The organism is Mesorhizobium sp. M1328 (genome assembly GCF_040318075.1).
Lineage (GTDB): Bacteria > Pseudomonadota > Alphaproteobacteria > Rhizobiales > Rhizobiaceae > Mesorhizobium.
Genome location: NZ_JAMYLO010000006.1, coordinates 188,151 through 214,369, shown reverse-complemented (window position 1 = coordinate 214,369; position 26,219 = coordinate 188,151). Strand labels below are relative to the sequence as shown.

Annotated in this window: 24 protein-coding genes and 1 riboswitch; of the genes, 9 read left to right on the top strand and 15 right to left on the bottom strand. The window is 63.8% G+C overall.

Features of this window, described 5'->3' with window-relative positions:
• The 14 genes from NKH23_RS15055 to NKH23_RS14990 form a co-directional block, all read right to left on the bottom strand.
• On the bottom strand, positions 1 to 1,506 hold the full coding sequence (locus NKH23_RS15055; protein ID WP_353035008.1) for an NADH-quinone oxidoreductase subunit M: 1,506 nt from the start codon (positions 1,504 to 1,506) through the stop codon (positions 1 to 3).
• Positions 1,506 to 3,479, bottom strand: coding sequence for an NADH-quinone oxidoreductase subunit L (gene nuoL / locus NKH23_RS15050; protein WP_352978641.1), 1,974 nt, complete (start codon positions 3,477 to 3,479; stop codon positions 1,506 to 1,508). Before nuoL ends, NKH23_RS15055 begins: the two co-directional genes overlap by 1 nt.
• A gap of 10 nt (positions 3,480 to 3,489) precedes the next feature.
• Entirely contained in the window at positions 3,490 to 3,798 is a 309-nt protein-coding gene (gene nuoK / locus NKH23_RS15045; protein WP_023676620.1) for an NADH-quinone oxidoreductase subunit NuoK, read from the bottom strand.
• 1 nt (position 3,799) lies between these two features.
• Entirely contained in the window at positions 3,800 to 4,420 is a 621-nt protein-coding gene (locus tag NKH23_RS15040) for an NADH-quinone oxidoreductase subunit J (protein ID WP_352718917.1), read from the bottom strand.
• Positions 4,421 to 4,538: 118 nt separating this feature from the next.
• Positions 4,539 to 5,030 (bottom strand): NADH-quinone oxidoreductase subunit NuoI, encoded by a 492-nt coding sequence (gene nuoI, locus NKH23_RS15035; protein ID WP_023676622.1) that lies wholly within the window; start codon positions 5,028 to 5,030, stop codon positions 4,539 to 4,541.
• On the bottom strand, positions 5,030 to 6,073 hold the full coding sequence (nuoH, locus tag NKH23_RS15030; protein WP_352483051.1) for an NADH-quinone oxidoreductase subunit NuoH: 1,044 nt from the start codon (positions 6,071 to 6,073) through the stop codon (positions 5,030 to 5,032). The genes nuoI and nuoH overlap by 1 nt, the downstream gene beginning before the upstream one ends.
• A 2-nt stretch (positions 6,074 to 6,075) precedes the next feature.
• Positions 6,076 to 8,157, bottom strand: coding sequence for an NADH-quinone oxidoreductase subunit NuoG (gene nuoG, locus NKH23_RS15025; RefSeq protein WP_352978639.1), 2,082 nt, complete (start codon positions 8,155 to 8,157; stop codon positions 6,076 to 6,078).
• 75 nt (positions 8,158 to 8,232) lie between these two features.
• A complete protein-coding gene (locus NKH23_RS15020) occupies positions 8,233 to 8,928 on the bottom strand; it encodes a helix-hairpin-helix domain-containing protein (protein WP_352978637.1) in 696 nt (231 codons plus the stop codon).
• A gap of 77 nt (positions 8,929 to 9,005) precedes the next feature.
• Complete coding sequence (nuoF, locus tag NKH23_RS15015; protein WP_023676626.1) at positions 9,006 to 10,310, bottom strand: NADH-quinone oxidoreductase subunit NuoF; 1,305 nt, start codon at positions 10,308 to 10,310, stop codon at positions 9,006 to 9,008.
• Positions 10,311 to 10,320: 10 nt separating this feature from the next.
• Positions 10,321 to 11,391, bottom strand: coding sequence for an NADH-quinone oxidoreductase subunit NuoE (gene nuoE / locus NKH23_RS15010; RefSeq protein ID WP_353035006.1), 1,071 nt, complete (start codon positions 11,389 to 11,391; stop codon positions 10,321 to 10,323).
• The gene (locus NKH23_RS15005) at positions 11,392 to 12,582 is read right to left on the bottom strand and encodes an NADH-quinone oxidoreductase subunit D (RefSeq protein ID WP_292664700.1); all 1,191 of its coding nucleotides are present in this window, start codon (positions 12,580 to 12,582) and stop codon (positions 11,392 to 11,394) included.
• On the bottom strand, positions 12,583 to 13,185 hold the full coding sequence (locus NKH23_RS15000; RefSeq protein ID WP_352916945.1) for an NADH-quinone oxidoreductase subunit C: 603 nt from the start codon (positions 13,183 to 13,185) through the stop codon (positions 12,583 to 12,585).
• A gap of 5 nt (positions 13,186 to 13,190) precedes the next feature.
• Positions 13,191 to 13,772, bottom strand: coding sequence for a NuoB/complex I 20 kDa subunit family protein (locus tag NKH23_RS14995; protein ID WP_292664697.1), 582 nt, complete (start codon positions 13,770 to 13,772; stop codon positions 13,191 to 13,193).
• The gene (locus NKH23_RS14990) at positions 13,763 to 14,128 is read right to left on the bottom strand and encodes an NADH-quinone oxidoreductase subunit A (protein ID WP_023720750.1); all 366 of its coding nucleotides are present in this window, start codon (positions 14,126 to 14,128) and stop codon (positions 13,763 to 13,765) included. The genes NKH23_RS14995 and NKH23_RS14990 overlap by 10 nt, the downstream gene beginning before the upstream one ends.
• A 334-nt stretch (positions 14,129 to 14,462) precedes the next feature.
• Between NKH23_RS14990 and NKH23_RS14985 the strand changes: the two genes are divergently transcribed.
• The 9 genes from NKH23_RS14985 to NKH23_RS14945 all read left to right on the top strand — a co-directional run bounded on the left by NKH23_RS14985 (position 14,463) and on the right by NKH23_RS14945 (position 25,487).
• Positions 14,463 to 15,683 (top strand): winged helix-turn-helix domain-containing protein, encoded by a 1,221-nt coding sequence (locus NKH23_RS14985; RefSeq protein WP_352978632.1) that lies wholly within the window; start codon positions 14,463 to 14,465, stop codon positions 15,681 to 15,683.
• Between the two features lie 28 nt (positions 15,684 to 15,711).
• Positions 15,712 to 16,407 carry a DUF6348 family protein gene (locus tag NKH23_RS14980; RefSeq protein ID WP_352978631.1) on the top strand — a complete coding sequence of 232 codons (696 nt, stop codon included), beginning with the start codon at positions 15,712 to 15,714 and terminating at the stop codon, positions 16,405 to 16,407.
• Positions 16,408 to 16,466: 59 nt separating this feature from the next.
• A riboswitch (cobalamin riboswitch) is annotated at positions 16,467 to 16,670 on the top strand.
• Between the two features lie 38 nt (positions 16,671 to 16,708).
• Positions 16,709 to 17,143, top strand: a complete 435-nt coding sequence (locus tag NKH23_RS14975; RefSeq protein WP_352978629.1) for a DUF1636 family protein — start codon at positions 16,709 to 16,711, stop codon at positions 17,141 to 17,143.
• On the top strand, positions 17,140 to 18,180 hold the full coding sequence (gene cobW, locus NKH23_RS14970) for a cobalamin biosynthesis protein CobW (protein WP_352978627.1): 1,041 nt from the start codon (positions 17,140 to 17,142) through the stop codon (positions 18,178 to 18,180). Before NKH23_RS14975 ends, cobW begins: the two co-directional genes overlap by 4 nt.
• 18 nt (positions 18,181 to 18,198) lie before the next feature.
• Positions 18,199 to 21,849 (top strand): cobaltochelatase subunit CobN, encoded by a 3,651-nt coding sequence (locus NKH23_RS14965; RefSeq protein ID WP_353025582.1) that lies wholly within the window; start codon positions 18,199 to 18,201, stop codon positions 21,847 to 21,849.
• A complete protein-coding gene (cobG, locus tag NKH23_RS14960) occupies positions 21,846 to 23,312 on the top strand; it encodes a precorrin-3B synthase (RefSeq protein ID WP_352916937.1) in 1,467 nt (488 codons plus the stop codon). Before NKH23_RS14965 ends, cobG begins: the two co-directional genes overlap by 4 nt.
• The gene (locus tag NKH23_RS14955) at positions 23,309 to 23,956 is read left to right on the top strand and encodes a precorrin-8X methylmutase (protein WP_502908361.1); all 648 of its coding nucleotides are present in this window, start codon (positions 23,309 to 23,311) and stop codon (positions 23,954 to 23,956) included. Before cobG ends, NKH23_RS14955 begins: the two co-directional genes overlap by 4 nt.
• Positions 23,953 to 24,711: a precorrin-2 C(20)-methyltransferase gene (locus NKH23_RS14950; protein ID WP_352916933.1), complete on the top strand. Its 759-nt coding sequence runs from the start codon at positions 23,953 to 23,955 to the stop codon at positions 24,709 to 24,711. Before NKH23_RS14955 ends, NKH23_RS14950 begins: the two co-directional genes overlap by 4 nt.
• Entirely contained in the window at positions 24,708 to 25,487 is a 780-nt protein-coding gene (locus tag NKH23_RS14945) for a precorrin-3B C(17)-methyltransferase (RefSeq protein ID WP_352978622.1), read from the top strand. Before NKH23_RS14950 ends, NKH23_RS14945 begins: the two co-directional genes overlap by 4 nt.
• On the opposite strand, the gene NKH23_RS14940 is transcribed toward NKH23_RS14945, so the two are convergent.
• On the bottom strand, positions 25,436 to 26,218 hold the full coding sequence (locus NKH23_RS14940) for a cobalt-precorrin-6A reductase (RefSeq protein ID WP_352978621.1): 783 nt from the start codon (positions 26,216 to 26,218) through the stop codon (positions 25,436 to 25,438). The two genes, NKH23_RS14945 and NKH23_RS14940, sit on opposite strands and share 52 nt — an antisense overlap.
• Position 26,219 lies beyond the last annotated feature (1 nt).

Genomic DNA, 26,219 nt, shown 5'->3' with positions numbered 1-26,219 from the left:
TCAGTTCGCCGCCGCGGTCTGCGCGGCGCCGATGGATGCGGTGACATTGGTGACGAGCGCCTTGACCGATTCGGCCGTGGCGTCGAAGATCGGCGCCGGATAGACACCGAAGAAGATGACCAGCGCGACCAGCGGATAGATGATCACCTTCTCGCGCGTCGACAGGTCGAGCAGGCCTTTCAGGCTTTCCTTGGTCAGTGCGCCGAAGATCACCTTGCGGTAGAGCCAGAGCGCGTAGGCCGCCGACAGGATGACGCCGGTGGCAGCGAAGAACGCCACCCAGGTGTTGACCCGGAACACGCCGAGCATGGTCAGGAACTCGCCGACAAAGCCGCTGGTGCCGGGCAGGCCGACATTGGCCATGGTGAAGATCATGAACACGGTTGCATATTTCGGCATGTTGTTGACCAACCCGCCATAGGCGTCGATGTCACGCGTGTGCATGCGATCGTAGACGACGCCTACGCAGAGGAACAGCGCGCCCGAGACCAGGCCGTGCGACAGCATCTGGAAGATCGAACCCTGGACGCCTTCCTGGTTCATCGCGAAGATGCCCATGGTAACGAAGCCCATGTGAGCGACCGACGAATAGGCGATCAGCTTCTTCATGTCCTCCTGCATCAGCGCCACCAGCGAGGTGTAGATGATGGCGACGACGGAGAGCGGGAAGATCAGCGGCGCGAACATTTCGGATGCGATCGGAAACATCGGCAGCGAAAAACGCAGGAAGCCGTACCCGCCCATCTTGAGCAGGATGGCGGCCAGGATCACCGAGCCGGCCGTCGGTGCCTCGACATGCGCGTCCGGCAGCCAGGTATGCACCGGCCACATCGGCATCTTCACCGCAAAGGACGCGAAGAAGGCGAGCCATAGCCAGGTCTGCATATTGGCCGGGAAATTATGCGTCAGCAGCGTCGGGATATCGGTGGTGCCGGACTGGAAGAACATCGCCATGATGGCGAGCAGCATCAGCACCGAGCCGGCCAGCGTATAGAGGAAGAACTTGAACGAGGCATAGACGCGCCGCTTGCCGCCCCAAACGCCGATGATGATGAACATCGGGATCAGGCCGGCTTCGAAGAAGACGTAGAACAAAACGATGTCGAGCGCGCAGAACACGCCGATCATCAACGTCTCGAGCAGCAGGAAAGCGATCATGTAGGCCTTGACGCGCTTCTCGATCGATTCCCACGAGGCGAGAATGCAGAGCGGCATCAGGAAGGTGGTCAGGATGACGAACAGCATGGAGATGCCGTCGACGCCCATATGGTAGGAGATGCCGGAATCCAGCCAGGCAAACTTCTCGACGAACTGGAAGCCAGGCTGCGAATTGTCGAAGCCGGTCCAGATAAACAACGAAATCACAAACGTGAACGCAGTCGTGAACAGCGCGATGGCGCGGATGTTGCGGCGCGCGTTCTCGCTGTCGTCGCGCACGAAAAGGATGAGCAGCACACCAACCAGCGGCAGGAAGGTGACCAGCGATAGGATCGGCCAGGCGGTCATCAGAGCATCATCCAGGTGACGAGTGCGGCAACGCCGATCAGCATGGCGAAGGCATAGTGGTAGAGATAGCCGGTCTGCAGCTTGACGACCCGGTTGGTGACGTCGACGACGCGCGCCGAAATGCCGTCCGGCCCGAGCCCGTCGATGACGGTGCCGTCGCCGGTCTTCCACAGGAAGCTGCCGAGCCGCTTTGCCGGCCGCACGAACAGGAAGTCGTAGAGCTCGTCGAAATACCATTTGTTGAGCAGGAAGGCGTAGAGCAGGCGATGGTTGGCGGCGACGCTCCGAGGCATTTCCGGCGCGCGAATATAGAACTGCCAGGCAATCGCAAAGCCGATCAGCATGGCGATGAACGGTGACAGCTCGACCCACAACGGCACTTCGTGGATTTCGTGCAGGATGTGGTTGTCCGGCAGCGTGAACAGCGACGCCTTCCAGAATTCGGCATAGCCCTCGCCGATGAAGGCGCCGTGGAAGATCACGCCGGCGAACAGCGCGCCCGCCGCCAGGATGAACAGCGGCACCAGCATGACCGGCGGCGATTCATGGACATGGTGCATGACCTCGTGGCTGGCCCGCGGCTCGCCATGGAAGGTCATGAAGATCAGCCGCCAGGAATAGAAGGAGGTGAAGCAGGCCGCGATCACCAGCAATATAAAGGCAAACGCGGCGACCGCATTGTGGCCGGCGAAGGCCGCTTCGATGATGGCGTCCTTGGAAAAGAAGCCAGCCGTGCCGATGACTGTTACCGGGATGCCGACACCGGTCAGCGCCAGCGTGCCGATCACCATCATCCAGTAAGTCGTCGGGATGAGCGTCCTGAGGCCGCCCATCTTGCGCATGTCCTGCTCGTCGGAAACGGCGTGGATGACCGAGCCCGAGCCGAGGAACAGCAGCGCCTTGAAGAAGGCGTGGGTGAACAGATGGAAAATCGCCGCGCCATAGGCGCCGACGCCGAGCGCCACGAACATGTAGCCGAGCTGCGAACAGGTCGAATAGGCGATGACGCGCTTGATGTCGTTCTGGACGAGACCGACTGTCGCCGCGAAGAAGGCGGTGAAGGCGCCGATGAAGGTGACCACCGTCAGTGCCGAATGCGACAGCTCGAACAGCGGCGACAGCCGCGCCAGCATGAACACGCCTGCCGTCACCATGGTCGCGGCATGGATCAGTGCCGAGACCGGCGTCGGGCCTTCCATGGCATCGGGCAGCCAGGTGTGCAGCGGCACCTGCGCCGACTTGCCCATGGCGCCCATGAACAGGAGCAGGCAGACGACCGTCATCGCAGCCTGCTTATCGAGTGCATAGCCGAGGAAGGTCAGCACGGCCGCACCTTGCGGCGCGCCTTCCGCCGGAATGAACGTCGCCGCATTGGCGAAGATGGTGCCGAGATTGACCGAGCCGAACAGCACGAACACGCCAAATATGCCGAGCGCAAAGCCGAAGTCGCCGACGCGATTGACGATGAACGCCTTGATCGCAGCCGCATTGGCCGACGGCTTCTTGTACCAGAAGCCGATCAGCAGATAGGAGGCAAGGCCGACGCCTTCCCAGCCGAAGAACATCTGCACCAGATTGTCGGCCGTCACCAGCATCAGCATGGCGAAGGTGAACAGCGACAGATAGGCGAAGAAGCGCGGCCGGTCCGGGTCGTGATGCATGTAGCCGATCGAGTAGATATGGACCAGCGCCGACACCGTATTGACGACGACCAGCATCACCACGGTCAGCGTATCGATCCGCAGCGCCCAAGACGCTTCGAGGCCGCCAGACTGGATCCAGCGCATCACCGGCACGGTGAATACCTCGCCGCCGCCGAAGCCGACCGAGAAGAAGGCGATCCACGACAGCACAGCCGCGATCACCAGGAAGCCGGAGGTGATGTATTCGGAAGCCTTGGCGCCGAGCGAGGTGCCGAACAGGCCGACGATCAGGAAGCCGAGCAGCGGAAGGAAGACGATGGCCTGATACATGGTGGTTCCGTCAACCCTTCATCATGTTCACGTCTTCGACCGCGATCGAGCCGCGGTTGCGGAAGAAGACGACGAGAATGGCAAGGCCGATCGCCGCTTCGGCCGCCGCGACCGTCAGCACGAACAGTGCAAACACCTGGCCGACAAGATCGCCGAGCGCCGCCGAGAAGGCGACGAAATTGATGTTGACCGCAAGCAGGATCAGCTCGATCGACATCAGGATGACGATGACGTTCCTGCGGTTCAAGAAGATGCCGAACACGCCGAGCGTGAACAGGATCGCCGATACGGTCAGGTAGTGCGCGATGCCGACGACCATCTCAGACTCCTTCGCCCGTCTTGACCTTGCGGATTTCCACTCCGGTTGCCGCCGTGCGGCCGACCTGGGCGGCGATCGACTGCCGCTTGACGCCCGGCTTGTGGCGCAACGTCAGCACAATGGCGCCGATCATGGCGACCAGCAGCACCAGCCCCGCCACCTGGAAGTAGTAGAGGTAATCCGTATAGAGAATGTCGCCGAGCGCTGCCGTGTTCGAGCGCGCGGCCAGGTCCGGAATGGGTTTCGCAATCGTCGCCGCCAGTTTCGGCGCGAATGTATAGCCGCCGAGCACGACGATCAGCTCCGCCGCCAGGATCAGCCCGACCAGCGCGCCGATCGGTGCATATTGCAGGGCGCCTTCCTTCATTTCAGCGAAATCGACGTCGAGCATCATTACGACGAACAGGAACAGCACCATGACCGCGCCGACATAGACGACGAGCAGGATCATCGCCAGGAACTCGGCGCCGGTCAGCATGAACAGGCCGGCGGCGTTGAAGAAGGTCAGGATCAGGAACAGCACCGAATGCACGGGATTACGCGCCGAAACGACCATGAACGCCGATGCCACCGCGACAAAGGCGAAGAGGTAGAAAAAGGCCGCCTCTAGTCCACTCAGCATGGGTTCCCCCGGGTTTCCTGTCAGAACAGGACGTTCGTCCTGTTTTTTGCCACCGCCTCCGGTCGGCAAGTTGCGTGTTCCTTAAACGAGGCCCCTCGCCCCGTCCATGCGTCAAATATCAGCGGTAAGGCGCATCCAGCGAGATGTTGCGCGCCAGTTCACGCTCCCAGCGGTCGCCATTGGCCAGAAGCCTGTCCTTGTCGTAATAAAGCTCCTCGCGCGTCTCCGTCGCGAATTCGAAATTCGGCCCCTCGACAATGGCGTCAACCGGGCAGGCCTCCTGGCAGAAGCCGCAATAAATGCATTTCACCATGTCGATGTCGTAGCGCACGGTACGCCGTGTGCCGTCATTGCGGCGCGGGCCGGCTTCGATGGTGATGGCCTGTGCCGGGCAGATCGCCTCGCACAATTTGCAGGCGATGCAGCGTTCCTCGCCGTTCGGATAACGGCGCAGCGCATGTTCGCCGCGGAAGCGCGGGCTGACCGGCCCCTTCTCATGCGGATAGTTGATCGTCTCCTTCGGCGCGAAGAACTGGCGCATCGACAGGAAGAAAGCACTGACGAAATCCTGCAAAAGCAGTGACTTGGCGGCCTGGGATAATGCAGACATCACGCAAACCCCGTGATCTTGAGGAAGGCGGCGGTGGCGACCACCATGAACAGCGAGATCGGCAGGAAGACCTTCCAGCCGAGCCGCATCAGCTGATCGTAGCGGTAGCGCGGCACGAACGCCTTCACCATCGAGAACATGAAGAACACCAGGCAGACCTTGAGCACGAACCAGATCAGCCCCGGCACCCAGGTGAACGGCGCGAAATTGAAGGGCGGCAGCCAGCCGCCAAGGAACAGGATGGTGGCGAGCGCGCACATCAGGACCACGGCGACATATTCGCCGAGGAAAAACAACAGGAACGGCGTCGACGAATATTCGACCATATGGCCGGCGACCAGCTCCGATTCGGCTTCCACGAGGTCGAAGGGCGGCCGGTTGGTTTCCGCCAGCGCCGAGATGAAGAAAACGATGAACATCGGGAACAGCGACAGCCAGTGCCAGTCCAGGAAAGTGTTGGGCAGGCCGATCCGCGTGCCCAACCCGTCCTGCTGCGACAAAACGATGTCGGTCAGGTTGAGCGAGCCGACGCAAAGCAGCACGGTGACGATGACGAAGCCGATAGAGACTTCGTAGGACACCATCTGCGCCGCCGACCGCAGCGCGCCGAGGAACGGGTATTTCGAATTGGACGCCCAGCCGCCCATGATCACCCCATAGACCTCGAGCGAGGAGATGGCGAAGACATAGAGGATGCCGACATTGACGTTGGCGATCGCCCAGCCTTCATTGACCGGTATGACCGCCCAGGCAGAGATCGCCAGCACCGCCGACACCAAAGGCGCCAGCAGGAAAACGCCCTTGTTGGCGCCGGACGGGATCACCGGCTCCTTGAAGACGAATTTCAGCAGATCGGCGAAGGCCTGCAGCGTGCCCCATGGGCCAACGACGTTCGGGCCTCGGCGCAATTGCACCGCCGCCCAGATCTTGCGGTCGGCGTAAAGCACATAGGCGACGAATATCAATAGAACGACGATCAGCACGACCGACTTCAAAAGGATCAGCAGCGCCGGCAGCACGTAGAAGGAGAAGAAGGTGTCCATGTCTACTCCGCCGCCTGCCTGAAGCCGTTCTTCGCCAAAGCCGAGCACTCGGCCATCACCGCGGAAGCGCGCGCGATCGGGTTGGTCAGGTAGAAATCCTTGACCGGCGAGGTGAAGGTGCCCTTGTTCAGCCGCCCGCCGAGCTTCGCCACCCTGGCGATGTCGGCCGGGTCGCCGGCCGCGACATGGTCGATGCGGGCAAGATGCGGGTATTCCGCATAGAGCTTTGCGCGCAGCTGAGGCAGCGAATCGAAAGGTAGCTTCTGGCCGAGCACATCCGACAGTGCCCTGAGGATCGCCCAGTCCTCGCGCGCTTCGCCGGGCGCAAAGCCGGCCCGGTTGGTCTGCTGCACGCGGCCTTCGGTATTGACGAAGGTGCTCGACTTCTCGGTATAGGCGGCACCCGGCAGGATGACGTTGGCGCGGTGCGCGCCCTTGTCGCCATGCGTACCGATATAGACGACGAAAGCGCCGTCGGTCTTGGCCATATCGATTTCGTCGGCGCCGAGCAGGAACAGCACGTCGGTCTCGCCCAGCATGCCGGCGACATTCCTGCCGCCCTCGCCCGGTACGAAGCCGACATCGAGGCCGCCGACCCGTGCCGCGGCGGTGTGCAGCACGGCAAAGCCGTTCCAGTCGGCCCTTGCGGCGTTGACGGCGACGGCGAGCTTCGCCGCCTGGCCGAGCACGGCCGCGCCGTCCGGACGCGCCAGCGCACCCTGGCCGACGATGATCAGCGGATGCGTCGCCTTCTTCAGCAGCTGGAAGAATTTGCCGTTGCCGTCGGCCAGATCCTTCAGCGATTCCGGCCCGGCGCCGAGCTGCTCGTAATCATAGCGCGTATCGCCGACATCGCCGATGACGCCGACCGGCAGATTGCCGGCCCGCCAGCGCTTGCGGATGCGGGCGTTGAGCAAAGACGCCTCGAAGCGCGGATTGGCGCCGATGATCAGCACCGCATCGGCCTGTTCGATGCCTTCGATGGTCGGGTTGAACACATAACTCGCCCGGCCGAGCGACGGATCGAGTGCGGCACCGTCCTGGCGGCAGTCGGTGTTCTTGGAGCCGAGCGAAGCCATCAGAAGCTTCAGCGCGTAGATCTCCTCGACGGCAGCGAGATCGCCGGCAATGGCACCGATCTTTTCGGGTGCCGCATTCGACACCGCTTCCTTGATAGCGGAAAACGCCTCGGCCCAGCTTGCCGCGGCCAGTCTGCCATCCTTGCGCACATAGGGGCGGTCGAGGCGCTGTGTGCGCAGGCCGTCCCAGATGAAGCGGGTCTTGTCGGAAATCCACTCCTCGTTCACCGCCTCGTTGGTACGCGGCAGGATGCGCATCACTTCGCGGCCCCGGCTATCGACGCGGATCGCCGAGCCAACGGCGTCCATCACGTCGATGGATTCTGTCTTGGTCAGTTCCCAAGGCCGTGCCTGGAAGGCATAGGGTTTGGAGGTCAGCGCGCCGACCGGGCAAAGGTCGATGACATTGCCCTGCAGCTCCGACGTCATCGCGCTTTCAAGATAGGTGGTGATCTCGGCATCCTCGCCGCGGCCGATCAGGCCGAGCTCGGATATGCCCGCTATCTCGGTGGTAAAGCGGACGCACCGCGTGCAATGGATGCAGCGGTTCATGATCGTCTTGACCAGCGGCCCGATATACTTGTCTTCGACCGCCCGCTTGTTCTCGTGGTAGCGCGAGGAATCGACGCCGAACGCCATCGCCTGGTCCTGCAGGTCGCACTCGCCGCCCTGGTCGCAGATCGGGCAATCCAGCGGATGGTTGATCAGCAGGAATTCCATCACGCCTTCCCTGGCCTTCTTGACCATCGGCGTGTTGGTGAAGATTTCCGGCGGCTCGCCGTTCGGGCCGGGGCGCAGGTCGCGCACGCCCATGGCGCAGGACGCTTGAGGCTTGGGCGGGCCGCCCTTCACCTCGATCAGGCACATGCGGCAATTGCCGGCGATCGACAACCGCTCGTGGAAGCAAAAGCGCGGCACTTCCGCGCCGGCGTCCTCGGCCGCCTGCAGCAGCGTGTAATGGTCGGGTACAGTAATCTCTTTCCCGTCGACCTTGAGCTTTGCCATTTCGCCTCAAACCCCTGCGGACGTTCCGCAATCTTTCCTTCCGGGCGCGGCCGAGACCGCGCACGATATTGAAATTCACTTTTTGGCCCCGGCCAACGCGGCCGCCTGACCGATCCAGCCGTCACGGCCGATGCGGCCCTTCAACGACAGGTAATCTTCTACCCAGGCGATCTCTTGCGGCGTCCACGCGGCGATCTGGGCGTATGTCCAGATGCCAAGGCCGTTCAGCACCTTTTCCAGTTTCGGCCCGATGCCCGATATCGCCTTGAGGTCGGCGGGCTCGGCGGGCCGGTCCATCGCCTTGGGCTGCTTGAAATCTTCCGGCATCAGCCCGGCCGACGCATCCGCTACAACGGTGCTCGCATTCGCCAAGCTCCGCGCCGCGGTGCTCGTCGCAATGTCGGTCACATCGTTGGCGAAGGACTGCGCCTCGGCAATCAGGGTTTTGGTGGCTGCGCGCGCCTTTGTCGAGGAGCTTTTGCCGGTCGCAGAAACGCGTTCCGTCCGGGTCTCGAAATCCTCGGCGACCGGCTGCCAAAGCCGCTGCGAGGTCTCGGCCGCGCCTGAGAGCACGCCCATCCAGATACCAAAGGCGTGGTTGGCAAGGCCGATGCCGAGTGCCGTCATCGCCGCCGCGCCCGCGAGAGGATGCGCCAGAAGATTGACGGCATTGGCCATCTCCTTCGGCATCATCCTGGTCAGATCCTGGTTCATCTTCAACAACGGGTCCATATCGGTGGTAAAATCGTCGGGTGTCGAAAACAGCGACATAAGTGGTCTCCTGGTCGTTTCCGTCTGCCCCGCGCTCGTTTCCTCGTTTCGGACTTTCGTCCGCATTTTGAATTCTTCTATTCCGCCGCAGCCAGCACCGGTTCGGCGCGGTGTGCGTTGCGCGAAAACTCGTCGATGCGCCGCTCCACCTCACCGCGGAAATGCCGCATCAGGCCCTGGATCGGCCATGCCGCCGCATCGCCCAGCGCACAGATCGTGTGGCCCTCGACCTGCTTGGTCACGTCGAGCAGCATGTCGATCTCGCGCTTCTGCGCCTCGCCGCGCACCAGCCGTTCCATCACCCGCCACATCCAGCCGGTGCCCTCACGGCAGGGCGTGCACTGGCCGCAGCTTTCGTGCTTGTAGAAGTAGGACAGCCGCGCGATCGCTTTCACGATATCGGTCGATTTGTCCATGACGATGACAGCCGCCGTGCCGAGGCCCGATTTCAGGTCGCGCAGCGCGTCGAAATCCATCGGCGCGTCGATGATCTGCTCGGCCGGCACAAGCGGCACCGAGGCGCCGCCCGGAATGACCGCCAGCAGATTGTCCCAGCCGCCGCGAATGCCGCCGCAATGCGTCTCGATCAGTTCGCGGAACGGGATCGACATCGCCTCTTCGACGGTGCACGGATTGTTGACGTGACCGGAGATGCAGAACAGCTTGGTGCCGACATTGTTGGGCCGGCCGAAGGACGAGAACCAGGCGGCACCGCGGCGCAGGATGGTCGGCGCGACCGCGATGGACTCGACATTGTTGACCGTCGTCGGGCAGCCATAGAGGCCGACATTGGCCGGAAATGGCGGCTTCAGCCGCGGCTGGCCCTTCTTGCCCTCGAGGCTTTCGAGCAGCGCCGTTTCCTCGCCGCAGATATAGGCGCCGGCGCCATGGTGCATGTAGATGTCGAAATCGTAGCCGGAGGTATTGTTCTTGCCGATCAGCTTGGCCGCATAGGCCTCGTCGATGGCGCGTTGCAGCGCCTCGCGCTCGCGGATGAACTCGCCGCGCACATAGATGTAGGCGGCGACCGCGCCCATTGCGAAGCCGGCAAGCAGGCAGCCTTCGACCAGCGTGTGCGGGTCGTGGCGCAGTATGTCGCGGTCCTTGCAGGTGCCGGGCTCGGATTCGTCGGCATTGACGACGAGATAGCTCGGGCGGCCGTCGCTTTGCTTGGGCATGAACGACCATTTGAGCCCGGTCGGGAAACCGGCGCCGCCGCGGCCGCGCAGGCCGCTCGCCTTCATCTCGTTGACGATCCACTCGCGCCCCTTGGCAACGATGCCGGGTGTGTTGTCCCAGGCGCCGCGCGCCATGGCGCCGGCCAGCGACTTGTCGAAGCGGCCGTAGATGTTGTTGAAGATGCGGTCTCTGTCCTGAAGCATTGCTCGTTCCTCAGACCGGCTTCTTGCCGGTCGGCCGGCTTTTGGTTCCGGGCGACGGCTTGGTCGCCTTGGCGACAGCCTTCGCCGGTTTAACCTTGGCCTCCGGCGCTTTGAAAGCAGACGCCGGCTCGGCCTTGTTCTTGGGGCCCTTGCGCTGTTTCGAGACGTCCTCGACCTGCGGCTCGGCCTTGTTGGCATTGGCGGCCGAATGCAGAGGCGCTGTGACGCTCGCCGCCTTTTCCGCCGCAGGCGCGACTTTTGTCGCCGACGGCGATTTCAGCGCCGGGCTGGTCTCGACCGCGTCCGTCTTCGGCTTGCTGGCATTCGAGGGCGCAACCGGCGCCGGCGCGGCAGGAGCGGCTGGCGGGGCCGGCGCCGCGGGTGCTGCGGCGACAGCCGCCGGCGCCACTTCCTTGGCGGCCTTGGTCGCGGCCCTGGTTTCCCGGTCGCGGGTCGCCTTCAGGATCGCCTTTTCGCTCTTGAGGGTCGTCAGGCCGCTGGCCGGCTCTGAGGTGATGCGGCCGTTTTGCGGTCCCGGTTTCACCGTAGCGCCCTTGCCGGCGTCATAGAGGTCGATGATCTCGGCAAGCCGCTCCGGCGTCAAATCCTCATAGGTGTCCTTGAATATCATCACCATCGGTGCGTTGACGCAGGCGCCGAGGCACTCGACCTCCTCCCACGACAGCGTGCCCTTGTCATTGGTGTGAAACTGGTCGTGATGGATATTCGAGCGGCACACATCCATCAGCGCTTCCGAGCCGCGCAGCATGCAGGGCGTGGTGCCGCAGACCTGGATATGGGCGCGGGTGCCGACTGGATTGAGCTGGTATTGCGTATAGAAGGTGGCGACTTCCAGCCCGCGAATATAAGGCATGCCGAGCATGTCGGAGATCGCCTCGATCGCCGCCTTGGTCACCCAGCCTTCCTGCTCCTGCGCCAGCATGAGCAAGGGGATAATCGCGGATTGCTCGCGCCCCTTCGGATATTTCTTGATCCACTGCTTCGCCGCTGCCGCATTTGCCCGGTTGAAGGCGAAGGAGGCTGGCTGGAGGCTGGCTTCTGCGAGACGGCGGACTGACATTTAGCGATCGACCTCACCAAACACGATGTCGAGGGAGCCGAGAACGGCGGTGACGTCGGCCAACATGTGGCCGCGGCACAAAAAGTCCATGGCTTGCAGATGCGCAAAGCCTGGCGCGCGCAGCTTGCAGCGATAAGGCTTGTTGGTGCCGTCGGAGACGAGATAGACGCCAAACTCGCCCTTTGGCGCCTCGACAGCGGCATAGACCTCGCCGGCCGGAACCCGGTAGCCTTCGGTGTAGAGCTTGAAGTGATGGATCAGCGCTTCCATCGAGCGCTTCATCGCTGCGCGCTTCGGCGGCACCACCTTGCCGTCGAGGTTAGACACCGGCCCCGCGCCTTCCTTGCCGAGCAACAGGTCGACGCACTGGCGCATGATTTTCGCCGACTGGCGCATCTCTTCCATGCGCACCAGATAACGGTCGAAACAGTCGCCGTTCTTGCCGATCGGAATGTCGAAATCCAGCTCGGCATAGCATTCGTAGGGCTGCGATTTGCGCAGGTCCCAGGGTGCACCCGAGCCGCGCACCATGACGCCCGAAAAACCCCAGGCCCAGGCGTCCGCCAAGGAGACGGTGGCAATGTCGACATTGCGCTGCTTGAAGATACGGTTGCCGGTCAAAAGCGCGTCGAGATCGTCGACCGACTTCAGGAACGGGTCGATCCACTTGCCGATGTCCTCGATCAGCTTCTGCGGCAGGTCCTGGTGGACGCCGCCCGGCCGGAAATAGGCCGCGTGCATGCGCGAGCCCGAGGCGCGCTCGTAAAACACCATCAGCTTTTCGCGCTCGACAAAGCCCCACAGCGGCGGCGTCAGCGCGCCGACATCCATCGCCTGCGTCGTCACATTGAGGATGTGCGACATGATGCGGCCGATCTCAGAGTAGAGAACTCGAATAAGCTGCCCGCGCTTCGGCACCTCGATACCGAGCAGCCGCTCCGCGGCAAGCGCGAAGGCATGTTCCTGGTTCATCGGCGCGCAATAGTCGAGCCGGTCGAGATAGGGCACGGCCTGCAGATAGGTCTTGTGCTCGATCAGCTTTTCCGTGCCGCGATGCAAAAGCCCGATATGCGGATCGACGCGATCGACCACCTCGCCATCAAGCTCCAGCACGAGGCGCAAAACGCCATGCGCCGCTGGATGTTGCGGGCCAAAATTGATGTTGAAGTTGCGAACGGAGGTTTCAGCCATTTACTGCTTTGCCTTCTCATCTCCCGGAAGCACGTAATCCGTACCTTCCCACGGAGACAGAAAATCGAAATTGCGGAATTCCTGTTTCAATTCCACCGGCTCGTAGATGACGCGCTTGGCTTCGTCGTCGTAGCGCACCTCGACGAAGCCGGTCAGCGGAAAGTCCTTGCGCAGCGGATGGCCCTCGAAGCCGTAGTCGGTCAGGATCCGCCGCAGATCGGGATGGCCCGAAAACAGCACGCCATAGAGGTCGTAGGTCTCGCGCTCGAACCAGTCCGCGCCGGGATATATGCCGGTGATCGACGGCACCAGCGTCTCTTCGTCGGCCTGGACCTTGATGCGGATGCGGATATTCTGCCTCGGCGACAGCAAATGATAGACGACGTCGAAGCGCTTTGCCCGCGACGGATAATCGGCGCCGCAGACGTCGATGATCGAGATGAACTGGCATTTCGGGTCGTCGCGCAGGAAGGTCACCACCTCGATCAGGTCGCGCGGCTCGACCGAGATGGTGAGTTCGCCATAGGCGAGCACCGCCTCGCCGATCCGGCCGGTCAGCTTCTCGCCGAGATAGGTCGAGAGGTCATTCAACGCCTGGGACATGCCGCTCACCGTTCGATCGTGCCGGTGCGGCGGATCTTCTTCTGCAGCAGAAGGATGCCGTAGAGCAGCGCTTCGGCGCTCGGCGGGCAGCCGGGCACGTAGATGTCGACCGGCACGATGCGGTCGCAGCCGCGCACCACCGAATAGGAATAGTGATAATAGCCGCCGCCATTGGCGCAGGAGCCCATCGAGATGACGTAGCGCGGCTCGGGCATCTGGTCGTAGACCTTGCGCAGCGCCGGCGCCATCTTGTTGGTCAGCGTGCCGGCAACGATCATGATGTCGGACTGGCGCGGAGACGCGCGCGGCGCGACACCGAACCTCTCCGAGTCATAGCGCGGCATCGAGGTATGGATCATCTCGACCGCGCAGCAGGCGAGACCGAAGGTCATGAACATCAGCGAGCCGCTGCGCGCCCAGGTGATCAGCGCCTCGGTCGAGGTGACGAGAAAGCCCTTGTCGGCCAGCTCGTTGTTGATCTCCAGGAAGAATGGATCGTCCTCCCCCACCGGCCTGCCGGTGTTGGGGTCGATGAGGCCCTTGGGCTTCGGCGCGACGAGCGTGCCGGAATTGTCGCTCAATCCCATTCCAGCGCTCCTTTCTTCCATTCATAGGCAAAGCCGATGGTCAGCACCGCCAAAAACACCATCATCGACCAGAAACCGAGCATGCCGATCTGACTGAACGACACCGCCCAAGGAAACAGGAAGGCCACCTCCAGGTCGAAGATGATGAACAGGATCGACACCAGGTAGAAGCGGATGTCGAACTTCATGCGGGCGTCGTCGAACGAGTTGAAGCCGCACTCATAGGCCGAAAGCTTTTCCGGATCGGGGTTGCGGTAGGCCACCAGGAAGGGTGCGGCGAGCAGCGCCAGCCCGACCACCAGCGCCACGCCGATGAACAGGACTATGGGCAGGTACGAACCTAAAAGTGCGTTCATGCTGCAGTTTCCGTTGGCGGCCAATCCACTCTGATTACAGCACCGGACCCACTTGCGGAAGCGTGACAGTTTAACCACTGAACCGTTTTAAGGGGCTCTATGCTGCAACGCGGCGAGGGTTAGCGCAGCGCTTTCGGCGAAGCAAGTCAAACCTTGTTCAAATCGCGGTGCTGGACGGCATATCCGGGAAAACTGGTCCGATCCGCTCCTGTTTGATTTCCTTCACTTTCTACTCCACTTTTCTCTCCTGACATGGATGCCGCCAAAACCCTGCTAGCATGGCACGGAAATCGCAGATTCTCTGCTGTGTCCAACATCATCAGGATACCCCTTGATGAAAGAAAAAATCTCGCTTCGCATGGCCCGTCGCATCGCGCTGGCGGCACAGGGATTCAATGACCCCCGCCCCGCCGGTACGCCCGACCGCAGGCATCTGGCCCGGGTGCTTGCCCGTACCGGCCTGCTGCAGATCGATTCCGTCAGCGCCGTGGTGCGCGCCCACTATATGCCGCTCTATTCGCGGCTTGGCCCCTACAAGCTTGCGCTGCTCGACGCCGCCGCCGCAACGCGCAAGCGCATGGTCTTCGAATATTGGGCGCACGAAGCCTCCTTCTTGCCGGTCGAGACCTATCCGCTGATGCGCTGGCGCATGCAGCGGGCCGAGCGCGGCGACGAAATGTACAGCGGACTGGCCAAATGGGGCCGCGAGCACGCCGCCTATATCGAAGACATCTATCGCGAGGTCGCCGAACGAGGCCCGATCGCGGCTTCGGCTTTCGAAGGCCAGAAGGGTTCGGGCGGCTGGTGGGGCTGGAGCCATGCCAAGCATGCCTTCGAATGGCTGTTCTGGGCCGGCCGCATCACCACCGCGTATCGCCGCGGCTTCGAGCGGTTCTACGATCTGCCGGAGCGCGTACTGCCGCCAGCGGTACTCGCTTTGCCAGTGCCATCCTCCGAGGACGCCCACCGCGAATTGCTGCGTATCTCCGCCCGCGCCCACGGCGTCGCCACGGCAGGCGATCTGCGCGACTATTTCCGCCTCTCGCCCGCCGATATCAAGGGTCGCATCGAGGAGCTGGTCGAGGCCGGCGAGCTGTTGCCGGTGAGCGTCGAAGGCTGGAGCAAAGCAGCCTATCTCCACAAGGACGCCCGCTTGCCGCGCAGGATCGAGGCGCGCGCCTTGCTCGCGCCGTTCGATCCTGTCGTCTTCGAGCGGTCGCGCACGGAAAGGCTGTTCGACTTCCGCTATCGCATCGAGATCTACACGCCGGCCGAAAAACGCCAGTATGGCTATTATGTGCTGCCGTTCCTGCTCGGCGACAGCATCGTCGGGCGCGTCGACCTCAGGGCCGACCGCCCGGCCGGCGTGTTGCGCGTCCATGCCGCCTATGCGGAGCCCGGCGCCCCGCCACAAACCGCTGCCGAGCTTTTCAAAGAATTGAAGCAGATGCAGGGCTGGCTCGGGCTTGAGCGCATCGAGGTGACAGCTGCCGGTGATCTTGGGCCGGCGCTGGCCAGTCAGAAAGATGGCCAACCCCCACAGCGTCTGTCATAGACGCTCCAAGAAACCTGGTAGGTTTGTAATGGCATCGCACGAAGTGCTCGACATGATCCATGGTGCGCTGATTGCACATGGAATAGATGCAATACGTAGAGAGCAGGACGTCACGCTCCAGTCGAGGCAACTTCGGTTTGAGGCTGAGGTGTTCGAGACGGGTTCTAACGGTCGGCTCGTTCTTGAAATCTACATATTCTCTCCGCTGCTTGATGTTCAGCCGGTCATTGAATCATTTGCTGGCTTCGGCGACACGCGCGAACAAGAATTGAATCAGGCGTTTGAAAAATTTATCCGTGGTGTTTTCCACGTCGCCATTGAGGGGCTGGCTGATCATGTCTGCGACGACATACAGGCCGAGGTAGAGATTTGGCAGCGAAGCAGCGCCCGTTGGAACATCTGGCGCAACAATGCCCGTTGGAAAATCTATGGCGGACCCGTCATTTCCCAAGCCACTACCGAGCTATGCTCGCTAAGCCGAGGCTATCCAGCATTCTATGCCAAGCTGGAAAAGCTGTTCACAGCTTCGGTACCCCCCGGAGGCCATTTTGTACGGACCTTTCTGGCAGGCTTGAACGGCACGCTTATTAGTGGCGAAGTCCTTCTGGACAACGCGGTTTGGCAAGAAGGTCAAAATCTGGCGATCAGTCATGATTGGGACTATGGCGATGGCTATCAAGCAATCCGGCAAGTTATCCTGGCACTGCCGGAAGGCGGGACATGACAGCCTTTGGCCGACATTGCAGTGTCGTAGCCGTGCGTTGACACCACCGCCTGCAAAAGCCTAAATCCATTCCAGACGGTCCCCTGCCCGCAACGGCAAGGGCCAAGAGGGAATGCGGTGCGAAATCTCGATTTCAAATCCGCGGCTGTCCCCGCAACTGTAAGCGACGAGCCAAGGCCGAAAACCACTGGGATATTCCCGGGAAGGCGGCACCCAGGCGATGACCCGCGAGCCAGGAGACCTGCCGTCTAGGACATAAGAATCCGATCGCCTGGCGGGTTTTCCGGGCAAGGAGCCTGATTTGGAACGCGACAGCAGTTTTCCGGCTGAGACAGCGGATTTATTGTCCGGCCATGGTGATTCCCCGGCCGGCGTTACCGTCATCGTCTGCTCGTCCTGCCGTGACGAGACCGGTTCGGACGCTCGTCCGCGCGCCGGCGAACTGCTCGCCGAGGACACGCGCCGCGCCGCTTCCTGCGAAAACATTAAAATCCACACCGTCGAATGCCTCGGTAATTGCAAGCGCCGGCTCAGCGCCGCCATACTGCGCGACGGCTGCTGGAGTTACGTCTTCGGCGACCTGACCGCGACCAGCGGCGCCGATCTCGTGACCGGCGCAAAGCTGTTCGCCACCTCGACGGATGGGCTCATTCCATGGCGCGGCCGTCCCGATTGCCTGAAGCGCGGCCTGGTTGCCCGCATCCCTCCCCTTGACCTTTTGAAGGACCTGATATGACCGCTGCCTCCATTTCGCGCGTTCCCTGCACTGTAGTCACCGGCTTTCTCGGCGCGGGCAAGACGACGCTGATCCGCCATTTGCTCGAAAGCGCCAAAGGCAAGCGGCTAGCCATTATCGTCAACGAGTTCGGCGACATCGGCATCGACGGCGAGATCCTCAAGGGCTGCGGCACGGACACCTGCCCCGAGGAAAACATCGTCGAGCTGGCCAATGGCTGCATCTGCTGCACCGTCGCCGACGATTTCGTTCCGGCGCTCGACCAGATCCTGTCGCTGACGCCGAGGGTCGACCACATCCTGATCGAGACATCCGGCCTCGCTTTGCCCAAGCCGCTTGTCCAGGCCTTCCAGTGGCCGTCGGTGAAAAGCCGCGTCACGGTGGACGGCGTCATCGCCGTGGTCGACGGACCGGCGCTGGCTGATGGCCGCGTCGCCAACGACATGGACGCCCTGCAGGCGCAGCGCGCACAGGACGAGACGCTCGACCACGACGATCCGGTCGAGGAAGTATTCGAGGACCAGCTCGCCTGCGCCGACCTGATCATCCTGTCGAAGAGCGACCTGCTGAATGCAGACGGCGCGGCCCGCGCCAATGCCGTCATCGGCAAGCATGTTGGCCGGGCGGTGAAGATCGTGCCGACTTCGCAAGGCAAGGTCGATCCGTCGGTGCTGCTCGGCCTCGGCCTTGCCGTCGAGGACGACATCGAGAACCGCAAGACCCATCACGACGACGAGCTCGACCACGAACACGACGACTTTGACTCGTTCGTCATCGACATTGCGTCCGTGTCCAACCCGGACGAACTGGCACAACGCGTCGCCACGGCTGCGGAGGAGGAAAACGTGTTGCGCGTCAAGGGTTTCGTCGAAGTCGGCGGCAAGCCGATGCGGCTCCTGCTGCAGGCCGTCGGTCCGCGCGTCAACCACTATTACGATCGCGCCTGGACCGCTGAAGACGATCGCCGCTCGCGCCTCGTTGTCATCGGCCTGAAAGGGCTGAACCGCCCGGCCATCGAGCGTATCCTCGCCGGCTGACCCCAGGTACGAGCCGCGATGCACATCCTCACCACGACATCCGCCTCGCTCGACGATCTCGCCGAGCCTGTCGATCTCAGGCAAACGCCTGCGGATGTCGTGGCGCTGTCCTTCACCGACAGCGACCTGGCCGGGCTGGCGGCGGCGTGGAAGGCAGATGCGGACCGCCTGCCGTCGATGCGGCTCGCCGCCTTGCGCGACCTGCGCCATCCGATGTCCGTCGATCTCTGGATCGACAGCGTCGCCCGCCACGCCAAGGTCATTTTGGTCCGCATCCTCGGCGGCTATGACTGGTGGCGCTATGGCTGCGATCAGCTCGCCGTTGTCGCGCGAAATCGCGGTATCAAGCTGGCGCTGCTGCCGGGCGAGAGCCACGACGAGGATTTGCGGCTGATCGAAGGCTCGACGCTGCCGCGCGAGGAGTTGGACGGCCTGCTTGGCTATTTCCGCGAGGGCGGACCGGCGAATATGACGGCGCTGGTGCAGAGGTTGGCAAGTCTCGCCGGATCGGGTGTGGCGGTCGCTGAACCAGTCAGCGTGCCAAAGGCGGGATTTTACGAGCCGGGACTGGGGGTCGCAGAACGCGGCGTCCCGCTCCCCCTCGAGGGGAGGGTCCGGCCGCAGGCCGGGGGTGGGGTCCTCTCCGAAGCGCGCCGACAGAAAAAAACGTCGAGCACTGCCGCAACGACCCCACCCGGCCCTTCGGGCCACCCTCCCCTCGAGGGGGAGGGAGACGTCGTGCCAATCCTGTTCTACCGCTCGATGCTGCTCGCCGCCGATGTCGCGCCGATCGATGCGCTTTTCGAAGCGCTGACTGCGCGCGGCATAGCGCCGGTCCCTATCTTCGTCTCCAGCCTCAAGGACCCGGCATCGCTCGCCTTTGTCGAAACCGCGCTTGCAACGCTCAAGCCTGCCGCCATCATCACTGCGACGGCTTTCGCCTCGGGTGCCGAGCCCGGCGTCGAAACCCTGTTCGACCGCGCCGGCGTACCGGTGTTCCAGGTCATCGTCGCGACCACCCGCCGCGACATCTGGCAAACCAATCAGCGCGGCCTGGCGCCCGCCGACCTTGCCATGCATGTCGTCCTGCCCGAGCTCGACGGCCGCATCCTGGCCGGCGCTATTTCATTCAAGGGCGAAAGCGAAACCGATCCCGCATTGGCCTTCCGCGCCTTCGCCAACCGGCCTGAGCCCGACCGCGTGGCGCAAGTGGCGAACCGTGTCGAGGCCTTCGTGCGCCTGCAGCGGACGCCCCGCGCGGAACGCAAGCTCGCCATCCTGATCCCCGACTATCCGAGCGCCCCCGGCCGCACCGGCTATGCGGTTGGCCTCGACGTGCCGTCCAGCGTGCTGGCGATGCTGCATGACCTCAGCGAACAGGGCTACGCCGTTGAAGGGATTCCGCAAACGCCGCGCAAGTTGCTGGAGATGCTGGAGCGTGGAGGTGAAGGGTTGGGGTTTGAGGACTATCTCAAGTACTCGGCGGAATTGCCTGCTGAGGCGATAGCTGCCGTGACGGCCGCATGGGGGAATGCGGAAGATGACACAAGTTTGTGCGAGGCACCCCCCTCTGTCCTGCCGGACATCTCCCCCTCAAGGGGGGAGATCGGCGGTTTCGCCGCCGGCTCTCCCTTAACGCCCTCGGTAATTGGCGAAAGCAGAGACAACAGCGCAATCTCCCCCCTTGAGGGGGAGATGTCCGGCAGGACAGAGGGGGGTGTTCAAGCGCCTGCCGCCGCAAAATTCCCCTTCCGCGCAGCCACCTTCGGCAACGTCACCGTGGCACTCGCCCCTGACCGCGGGCGCTCAGCCGACCGCCGCGCCGACTATCACGACCCGACGCTGCCGCCGCGCCATGCGCTGGTCGCCTTTGGCCTTTGGCTGCGCAAGTCGCTCGGCATCCATGCAATCGTCCATGTCGGCGCCCACGGCACGCTGGAATGGCTGCCCGGCAAGACCGTCGCGCTCAGCGAAAACTGCTTTCCCGAAATCGTCACCGGCGCCCTGCCCGTCATTTATCCGTTCATCGTCTCCAACCCCGGCGAGGCAGCACAGGCCAAGCGGCGCATTGCCGCCGTCACCCTTGGCCATCTGCCGCCGCCGCTGACCGGCGCCGGGCTTGACGAAAACCAGCATAGGCTTGAACGACTGGTCGACGAATATGCCCAGGCCGACGGGCTCGACCGCCGCCGCCGCGACCGCCTGGCGAGACTGATCGTCGAAACCGCGCAAAAAACTGGCCTCGCCTCGGACGCCGGGGTTGCCCAAACCGACGCTCCCGACGAAGCGCTGCGCCGCGTCGACGCCTGGCTCTGCGATCTCAAGGATTTCGCCATCAAGGACGGCCTGCATATCTACGGTCGCTCGCCGGAAGGCGAGGCTGATCCGGTACGGCGGCAAAGCGCAGCAGCTGAAAAAACCGCACTGCTTGCCGCCCTCGACGGCCGACATGTCGCTGCCGGTCCGGCCGGTGCACCAGCGCGTGGCCGGCGCGATGTGCTGCCGACCGGCCGCAATCTGTTCACCGCCGACCCGCGCACCATGCCGACGCCGACATCCTTCGATCTCGGCAGGGCGGCCGCCGACGAGGTCTTGCGCAGCTACATGCAATCGCATGGCGACTGGCCGCGCTCGCTGGTCATCGACCTCTGGGGCTCGGCCTCGCTGCGCACCGGCGGCGAGGAGATCGCGCAAGGCCTGGCGCTGATGGGCTGCCGGCCGCAATGGGATTCCGCCACCGGCCGCATCACCGGCATCGAGGTGCTGCCGCCGGCAACGCTCGGCCGCCCGCGCGTCGACGTTACATGGCGCATATCAGGCCTGTTCCGCGACATGTTCCCGACCCAGATCGCGCTGATCGACGCCGCGGCCAACACCGTCGCCGCCCGCGACGAGGACGCTTCCGAAAACCCGCTGGCGGCGAGGACGCGTGCAGACGGGAAGATCAGCCCGCGCATTTTCGGCACCTCACCCGGCACCTACGGCGCCGGTGTCGAGGATTTGTTGTCGAGCGGCGACTGGGCCGCGCGCGAAGAGATCGGCCGCGCCTACCTCGACGCCACCTCGCACGCCTATGGCGGCTCCGAGGGCGAAGGCGTTTCGGCGCCCGGCGCTTTTGAGGGCCGCATCGCTGAGGCCGACCTTCTGGTTCATACCGGCGACGACCCCGGCCGCGACATCCTCGAAGGCTCGGCCGACGTCGCCTTTATCGGCGGCTTTTCGGCAGCGCTTGCCACGCTCGGCAAAAACGCCGACGTGATCGTGCTCGACACCACGGACCCGCAAAAGCCGAAGCCGCGCTCGGTTGGCGAGGCCGTATCCCGGGTCGTGCGGGCGCGCGCCGTCAATCCGCGCTTCATCGCCGGCCAGATGCGCCACGGGCCGCGCGGTGCTTCGGAATTCGCCGAGACAGTTGATCGGCTGGTCGGCTTTGCCGAGACTACCCATGCCATATCAGGCACGCTGATCGAGGCCGTGCACGACGCCTATCTCGGCGACCCCGTGGTCCGCGCCTTCATCCTGCGCGAAAACCCTTCAGCCGCAAAAGTCATCGCCGAGCGTTTTCTCTCGGCCCGGCGGCGCGGTCTCTGGCATCCGCTGCGCAATTCGATCGATGACGATCTCGCCGCACTAATTGCCGAAGCGCAAGCGCTGGGGGTGGCGGCATGAACGCTTTCTCGCGCCGTGGCGCCTGCCCCGCTTTATCGGCACCGATGCAAACCGGCGACGGGCTGCTGGTGCGGCTCAATCCGGTCGCTGGAGGGCTGTTGCCGAAGTCGTTGATCGGACTCTGCGAATCCGCCTTGCGCCATGGCAACGGCATCGTGGAAGTGACCGCCCGCGGCAGCCTGCAGATACGCGGCCTGATGCCGGCAAGCGCGCGGCTTCTGGCGATGGAGGTCGATGCGCTGGGTATTGCCGTTCGCACCGGCGTGCCGGTCGAGACCGGCCCGCTGGCCGGGCTCGACCCGGAGGAGATAGCCGACCCGCGCCCGATGGCGGAGCGGATTCGGGCGGCAATTGATGGAGCCGGCTTGGCGCAGCGCCTCGGCCCAAAGGTTTCAGTGATTGTCGATGGTGGCGGACGGCTGACGATGGATGCGGTTACGGCCGATGTCAGGCTGGCTGCGATGCGGACCGCCGACGGAATTAAGTGGCGGGTATCGCTCGCCGGGGATGCGCAGGGTGCCACGCCGCTGGCGATGTCCGAGGAAGATGCGGCTTGTGACATCGCCGTCGCCATTCTCAGGATGGTTGCCGAAAAGGGCCGCGATGCCCATGCGCGGGATTTGACCGAGAGACAGTTGGGATCTCTGGCAAGTTGGCGCGTTTTACCCCCCTCTGTCCTGCCGGACATCTCCCCCTCAAGGGGGGAGATCGGCGGTTTTGTCGTTGGCTCTTCCTCCGCAGCGTCGGACATTGCCGAAAATAGAGATCAAAGCGCAATCTCCCCCCTTGAGGGGGAGATGTCCGGCAGGACAGAGGGGGGTGCGACGGAACGCCAGCCCATCGGAGTTTTTAACCTAGCCACCACCGGAACCGCCCTCGGTATCGGCCTCCCCTTCGGCAGCATACCAGCGCAAAAGCTCATCGACCTGACGCAAGAGGCCCTCACCCTCGGCGCCGCCGAAATCCGCCTGGCGCCGGGTCGCGCGCTGCTTTTACTCGGCCTCTCCCAAGCCGCATGTCTTTCACTCCAGAAAACCGCCGCAACCGTCGGCTTTGTCACCGACGCAGCCGATCCGCGCACCAGGATCGCCGCCTGCCCCGGCGCACCCGCCTGCGCCTCCGGCCGGATCGCCACCCGCGACATCGCCGAGATCATCGCTACAGAAAACCGCGACATCCTCGATTCCTCGCTAACGCTGCACATCTCCGGCTGCGCCAAGGGCTGCGCCCGTCCCGGCCCGGCGGCGCTGACCCTGGTCGGCGGCGAAAACGGAGCCGGACTTGTCGTGGACGGGACGGCAAAGGCATTGCCCGCCGGATACAGGCCGGGCTACGACGCTGCGCACGGCATCGGCCGCATTGCAGCGGCGATCCGCAGCGCACGACATCCCGGCGAAACTGCTGCTGCTTGCCTGGCAAGGCTCGGCGCGGACGGCATCACCGAAATCTACCGACAGGAATGAGCATGCCCGCCCAGAACGCCTACGACTACATCCATGATGGCACGGCGATCTACGAGCGCTCCTTCGCCATTATCCGCGCCGAGGCCGACCTGTCGCGCTTTTCCGAAGCCGAGGCCGACATCGCCATCCGCATGATCCACGCCTGCGGCCAGGTCGAGGCTGCGCGGCACTTCGTTTTCTCGAGCGACTTCGTCGCCGCCGCGCGCACGGCGTTGGGGGCCGGCGCGCCGATCTTCTGCGACGCGCAGATGGTCTCGCATGGCGTCACGCGCGCCCGGCTTCCGGCCGGCAACGAGGTAATCTGTACGCTGCGCGATCCGCAGACCGCCGACATCGCGAAAAAGATCGGCAACACCCGCTCGGCCGCCGCCATCGACCTGTGGGGCGAGCGAATGGCCGGTTCGGTCGTCGCCATCGGCAATGCGCCGACAGCCCTTTTCTATCTGCTGGAAAAGCTGCGCGACGGCGCGCCAAAGCCGGCGGCGATCATCGGCATGCCGGTTGGGTTTGTCGGCGCCGCTGAATCGAAGGATGCGCTGGCCGAAAATTCCTATGGCGTGCCTTACGCCATCGTGCGCGGCCGGCTGGGCGGCAGCGCCATGACCGCCGCCGCCCTTAATGCGTTGGCAAGGCCGGGCCTATGAATGCGATTGCAAAAGGCAGGCTGGTCGGCGTCGGCACCGGTCCTGGCGACCCGGAACTATTGACGCTGAAGGCAGTGCGCGCGCTGGCCGAGGCCGATGTCGTCGCGCATTTCGCCAAGCGCGGCAACAACAGCAACGCGCGCGCGATCGTCGGCGCGCATTTTCGCCCCGATTTGATTGAACTGCCGCTGCTCTATCCGGTGACGACCGAAATCGACAAGGATCACCGCGACTACCGGTCGCAGATAACGGATTTCTACGAGCAGTCGGCCGAAAAGGTCGCCGAGCACCTCAGCGCCGGCAGGATGGTCGCGGTACTGTCGGAGGGCGATCCGCTTTTCTACGGCTCCTATATGCATCTGCATGTCCGGCTGGCGCACCGCTTTCCGACCGAAGTCATTCCCGGCGTCACCGCCATGTCCGGCTGCTGGTCGGCGACCGGCCTGCCGATCGTCCAGGGCGACGATGTGCTGACAGTGCTGCCGGGCACGATGAGTGAATTCGAGCTGACGCGTCGCCTCGCCGATACCGACGCTGCGGTGATCATGAAGGTCGGACGCAACCTGCCCAAGATCAGGCGCGCGCTGGAGGCAACCGACAAGCTGGCGCGGGCCATCTATGTCGAGCGCGGCACCATGCCGGGCGGCGTCTCGATGCGGCTTGCCGACAAAAACGACGACCAGGCGCCCTATTTCGCCATCGTGCTGGTGGCCGGCTGGTCGGGCCGGCCAAATGCATTGAGAGCCGAAGCATGAGCGGCCGCCTGACCGTCATCGGCCTGGGGCCAGGCAACGCCGACCAGGTGACGCCGGAAGCCAGCCGCGCCGTTGCCGAGGCGAAATTCTTCTACGGCTACAAGCCTTATCTCGACCGGCTCGACCTGCGCGCGGACCAGACCCGCATCGCCTCCGACAATCGCGAGGAACTCGCCCGCTCCAGGGACGCGCTGCTGAAGGCCGCGGAAGGCCACGATGTCGCCGTCGTATCCGGCGGCGATCCCGGCGTCTTCGCCATGGCGGCAGCCGTCTGCGAGGCGATAGAGGCGGGCCCACTCGAATGGCGCGCGGTCGACATCTCTATCGTGCCCGGCATCACCGCCATGCTCGCCGTCGCCGCCCGCATCGGCGCGCCGCTCGGCCATGATTTCTGCGCCATCTCGCTGTCCGACAATCTGAAGCCGTGGGACCTGATCGAGCTACGCCTGCTTGCTGCGGCGGGCGCCGGCTTCGTCATCGCGCTCTACAATCCGATCAGCAAGGCACGTCCCTGGCAGCTTGGCCGCGCCTTCGAATGCCTGTCGGCGATCCTGCCCGGCACCACGCCGGTGATCTTTGGCCGTGCCGCCGGCCGCCCTGACGAGCGCATCGAGGTTTTTCTACTGGCCGACGCCGATGCCGAGAAGGCCGACATGGCGACCTGCATCATCATCGGCTCGCCTGAAACCAGGATCATCAAGCGGGGTGACAAGGCGGCGCTGGTCTACACGCCGCGTTCGGCAGCGGGCCCAAGAACATGCCTGACCAGAAAATGATCGACCATCGCGGCAAGAGATTCGATCGTTTCGGTCGACGCGACGTCCGGCAGCGCCGGCCTGCGGATCATCACAACCTCGATTCCCAGCGCTCGCGCCGCCGCGATCTTGCCGTAGGTCGCCTCGCCGCCGCTGTTTTTGGAAACAACGACTTCGATGCCACGGCTTTCGAGCAGCGCGCGCTCATCGACCTCATGAAACGGCCCGCGCGCCAAGAGATAGGTCGCGTCGGGCACAGCGAGCCTGGGCTCGACCGGGTCGACACTGCGGATGAGATAATGATGCTGGGGAGCTGCCTCGAAGGCGGCGACCTCCTGCCGCCCGAGCGCCAGGAACACGCGGCGCGGCACCGATCCCAGAGCCGTCACCGCGCTGTTAACACTATCGACCAACATCCAGTGGTCACCTTCGGCAGGGTCCCAGCCCGGACGCCTGAGCGCAACGATAGTCACGCCGGTCATGCGCGCCGCTTCCGCAGCATTGGCGGAGATTTGCGCCGCATAGGGATGCGTGGCGTCAATCAGCAGGTCGATCTGGTTCTGGCGGAGATATGCCGACAGCCCGTCGGCACCGCCGAAGCCGCCGACCCGCACCGGCACCCCTTGCGCGACCGGGCTTTCGGTGCGGCCGGCCAGCGACAGCATGACCGAAATATCCGCGCGCACGGCCAGCTTTCCGGCCAATTGCCGGGCTTCGGTGGTTCCGCCGAGGATCAGAATGCGGTAGGTCATC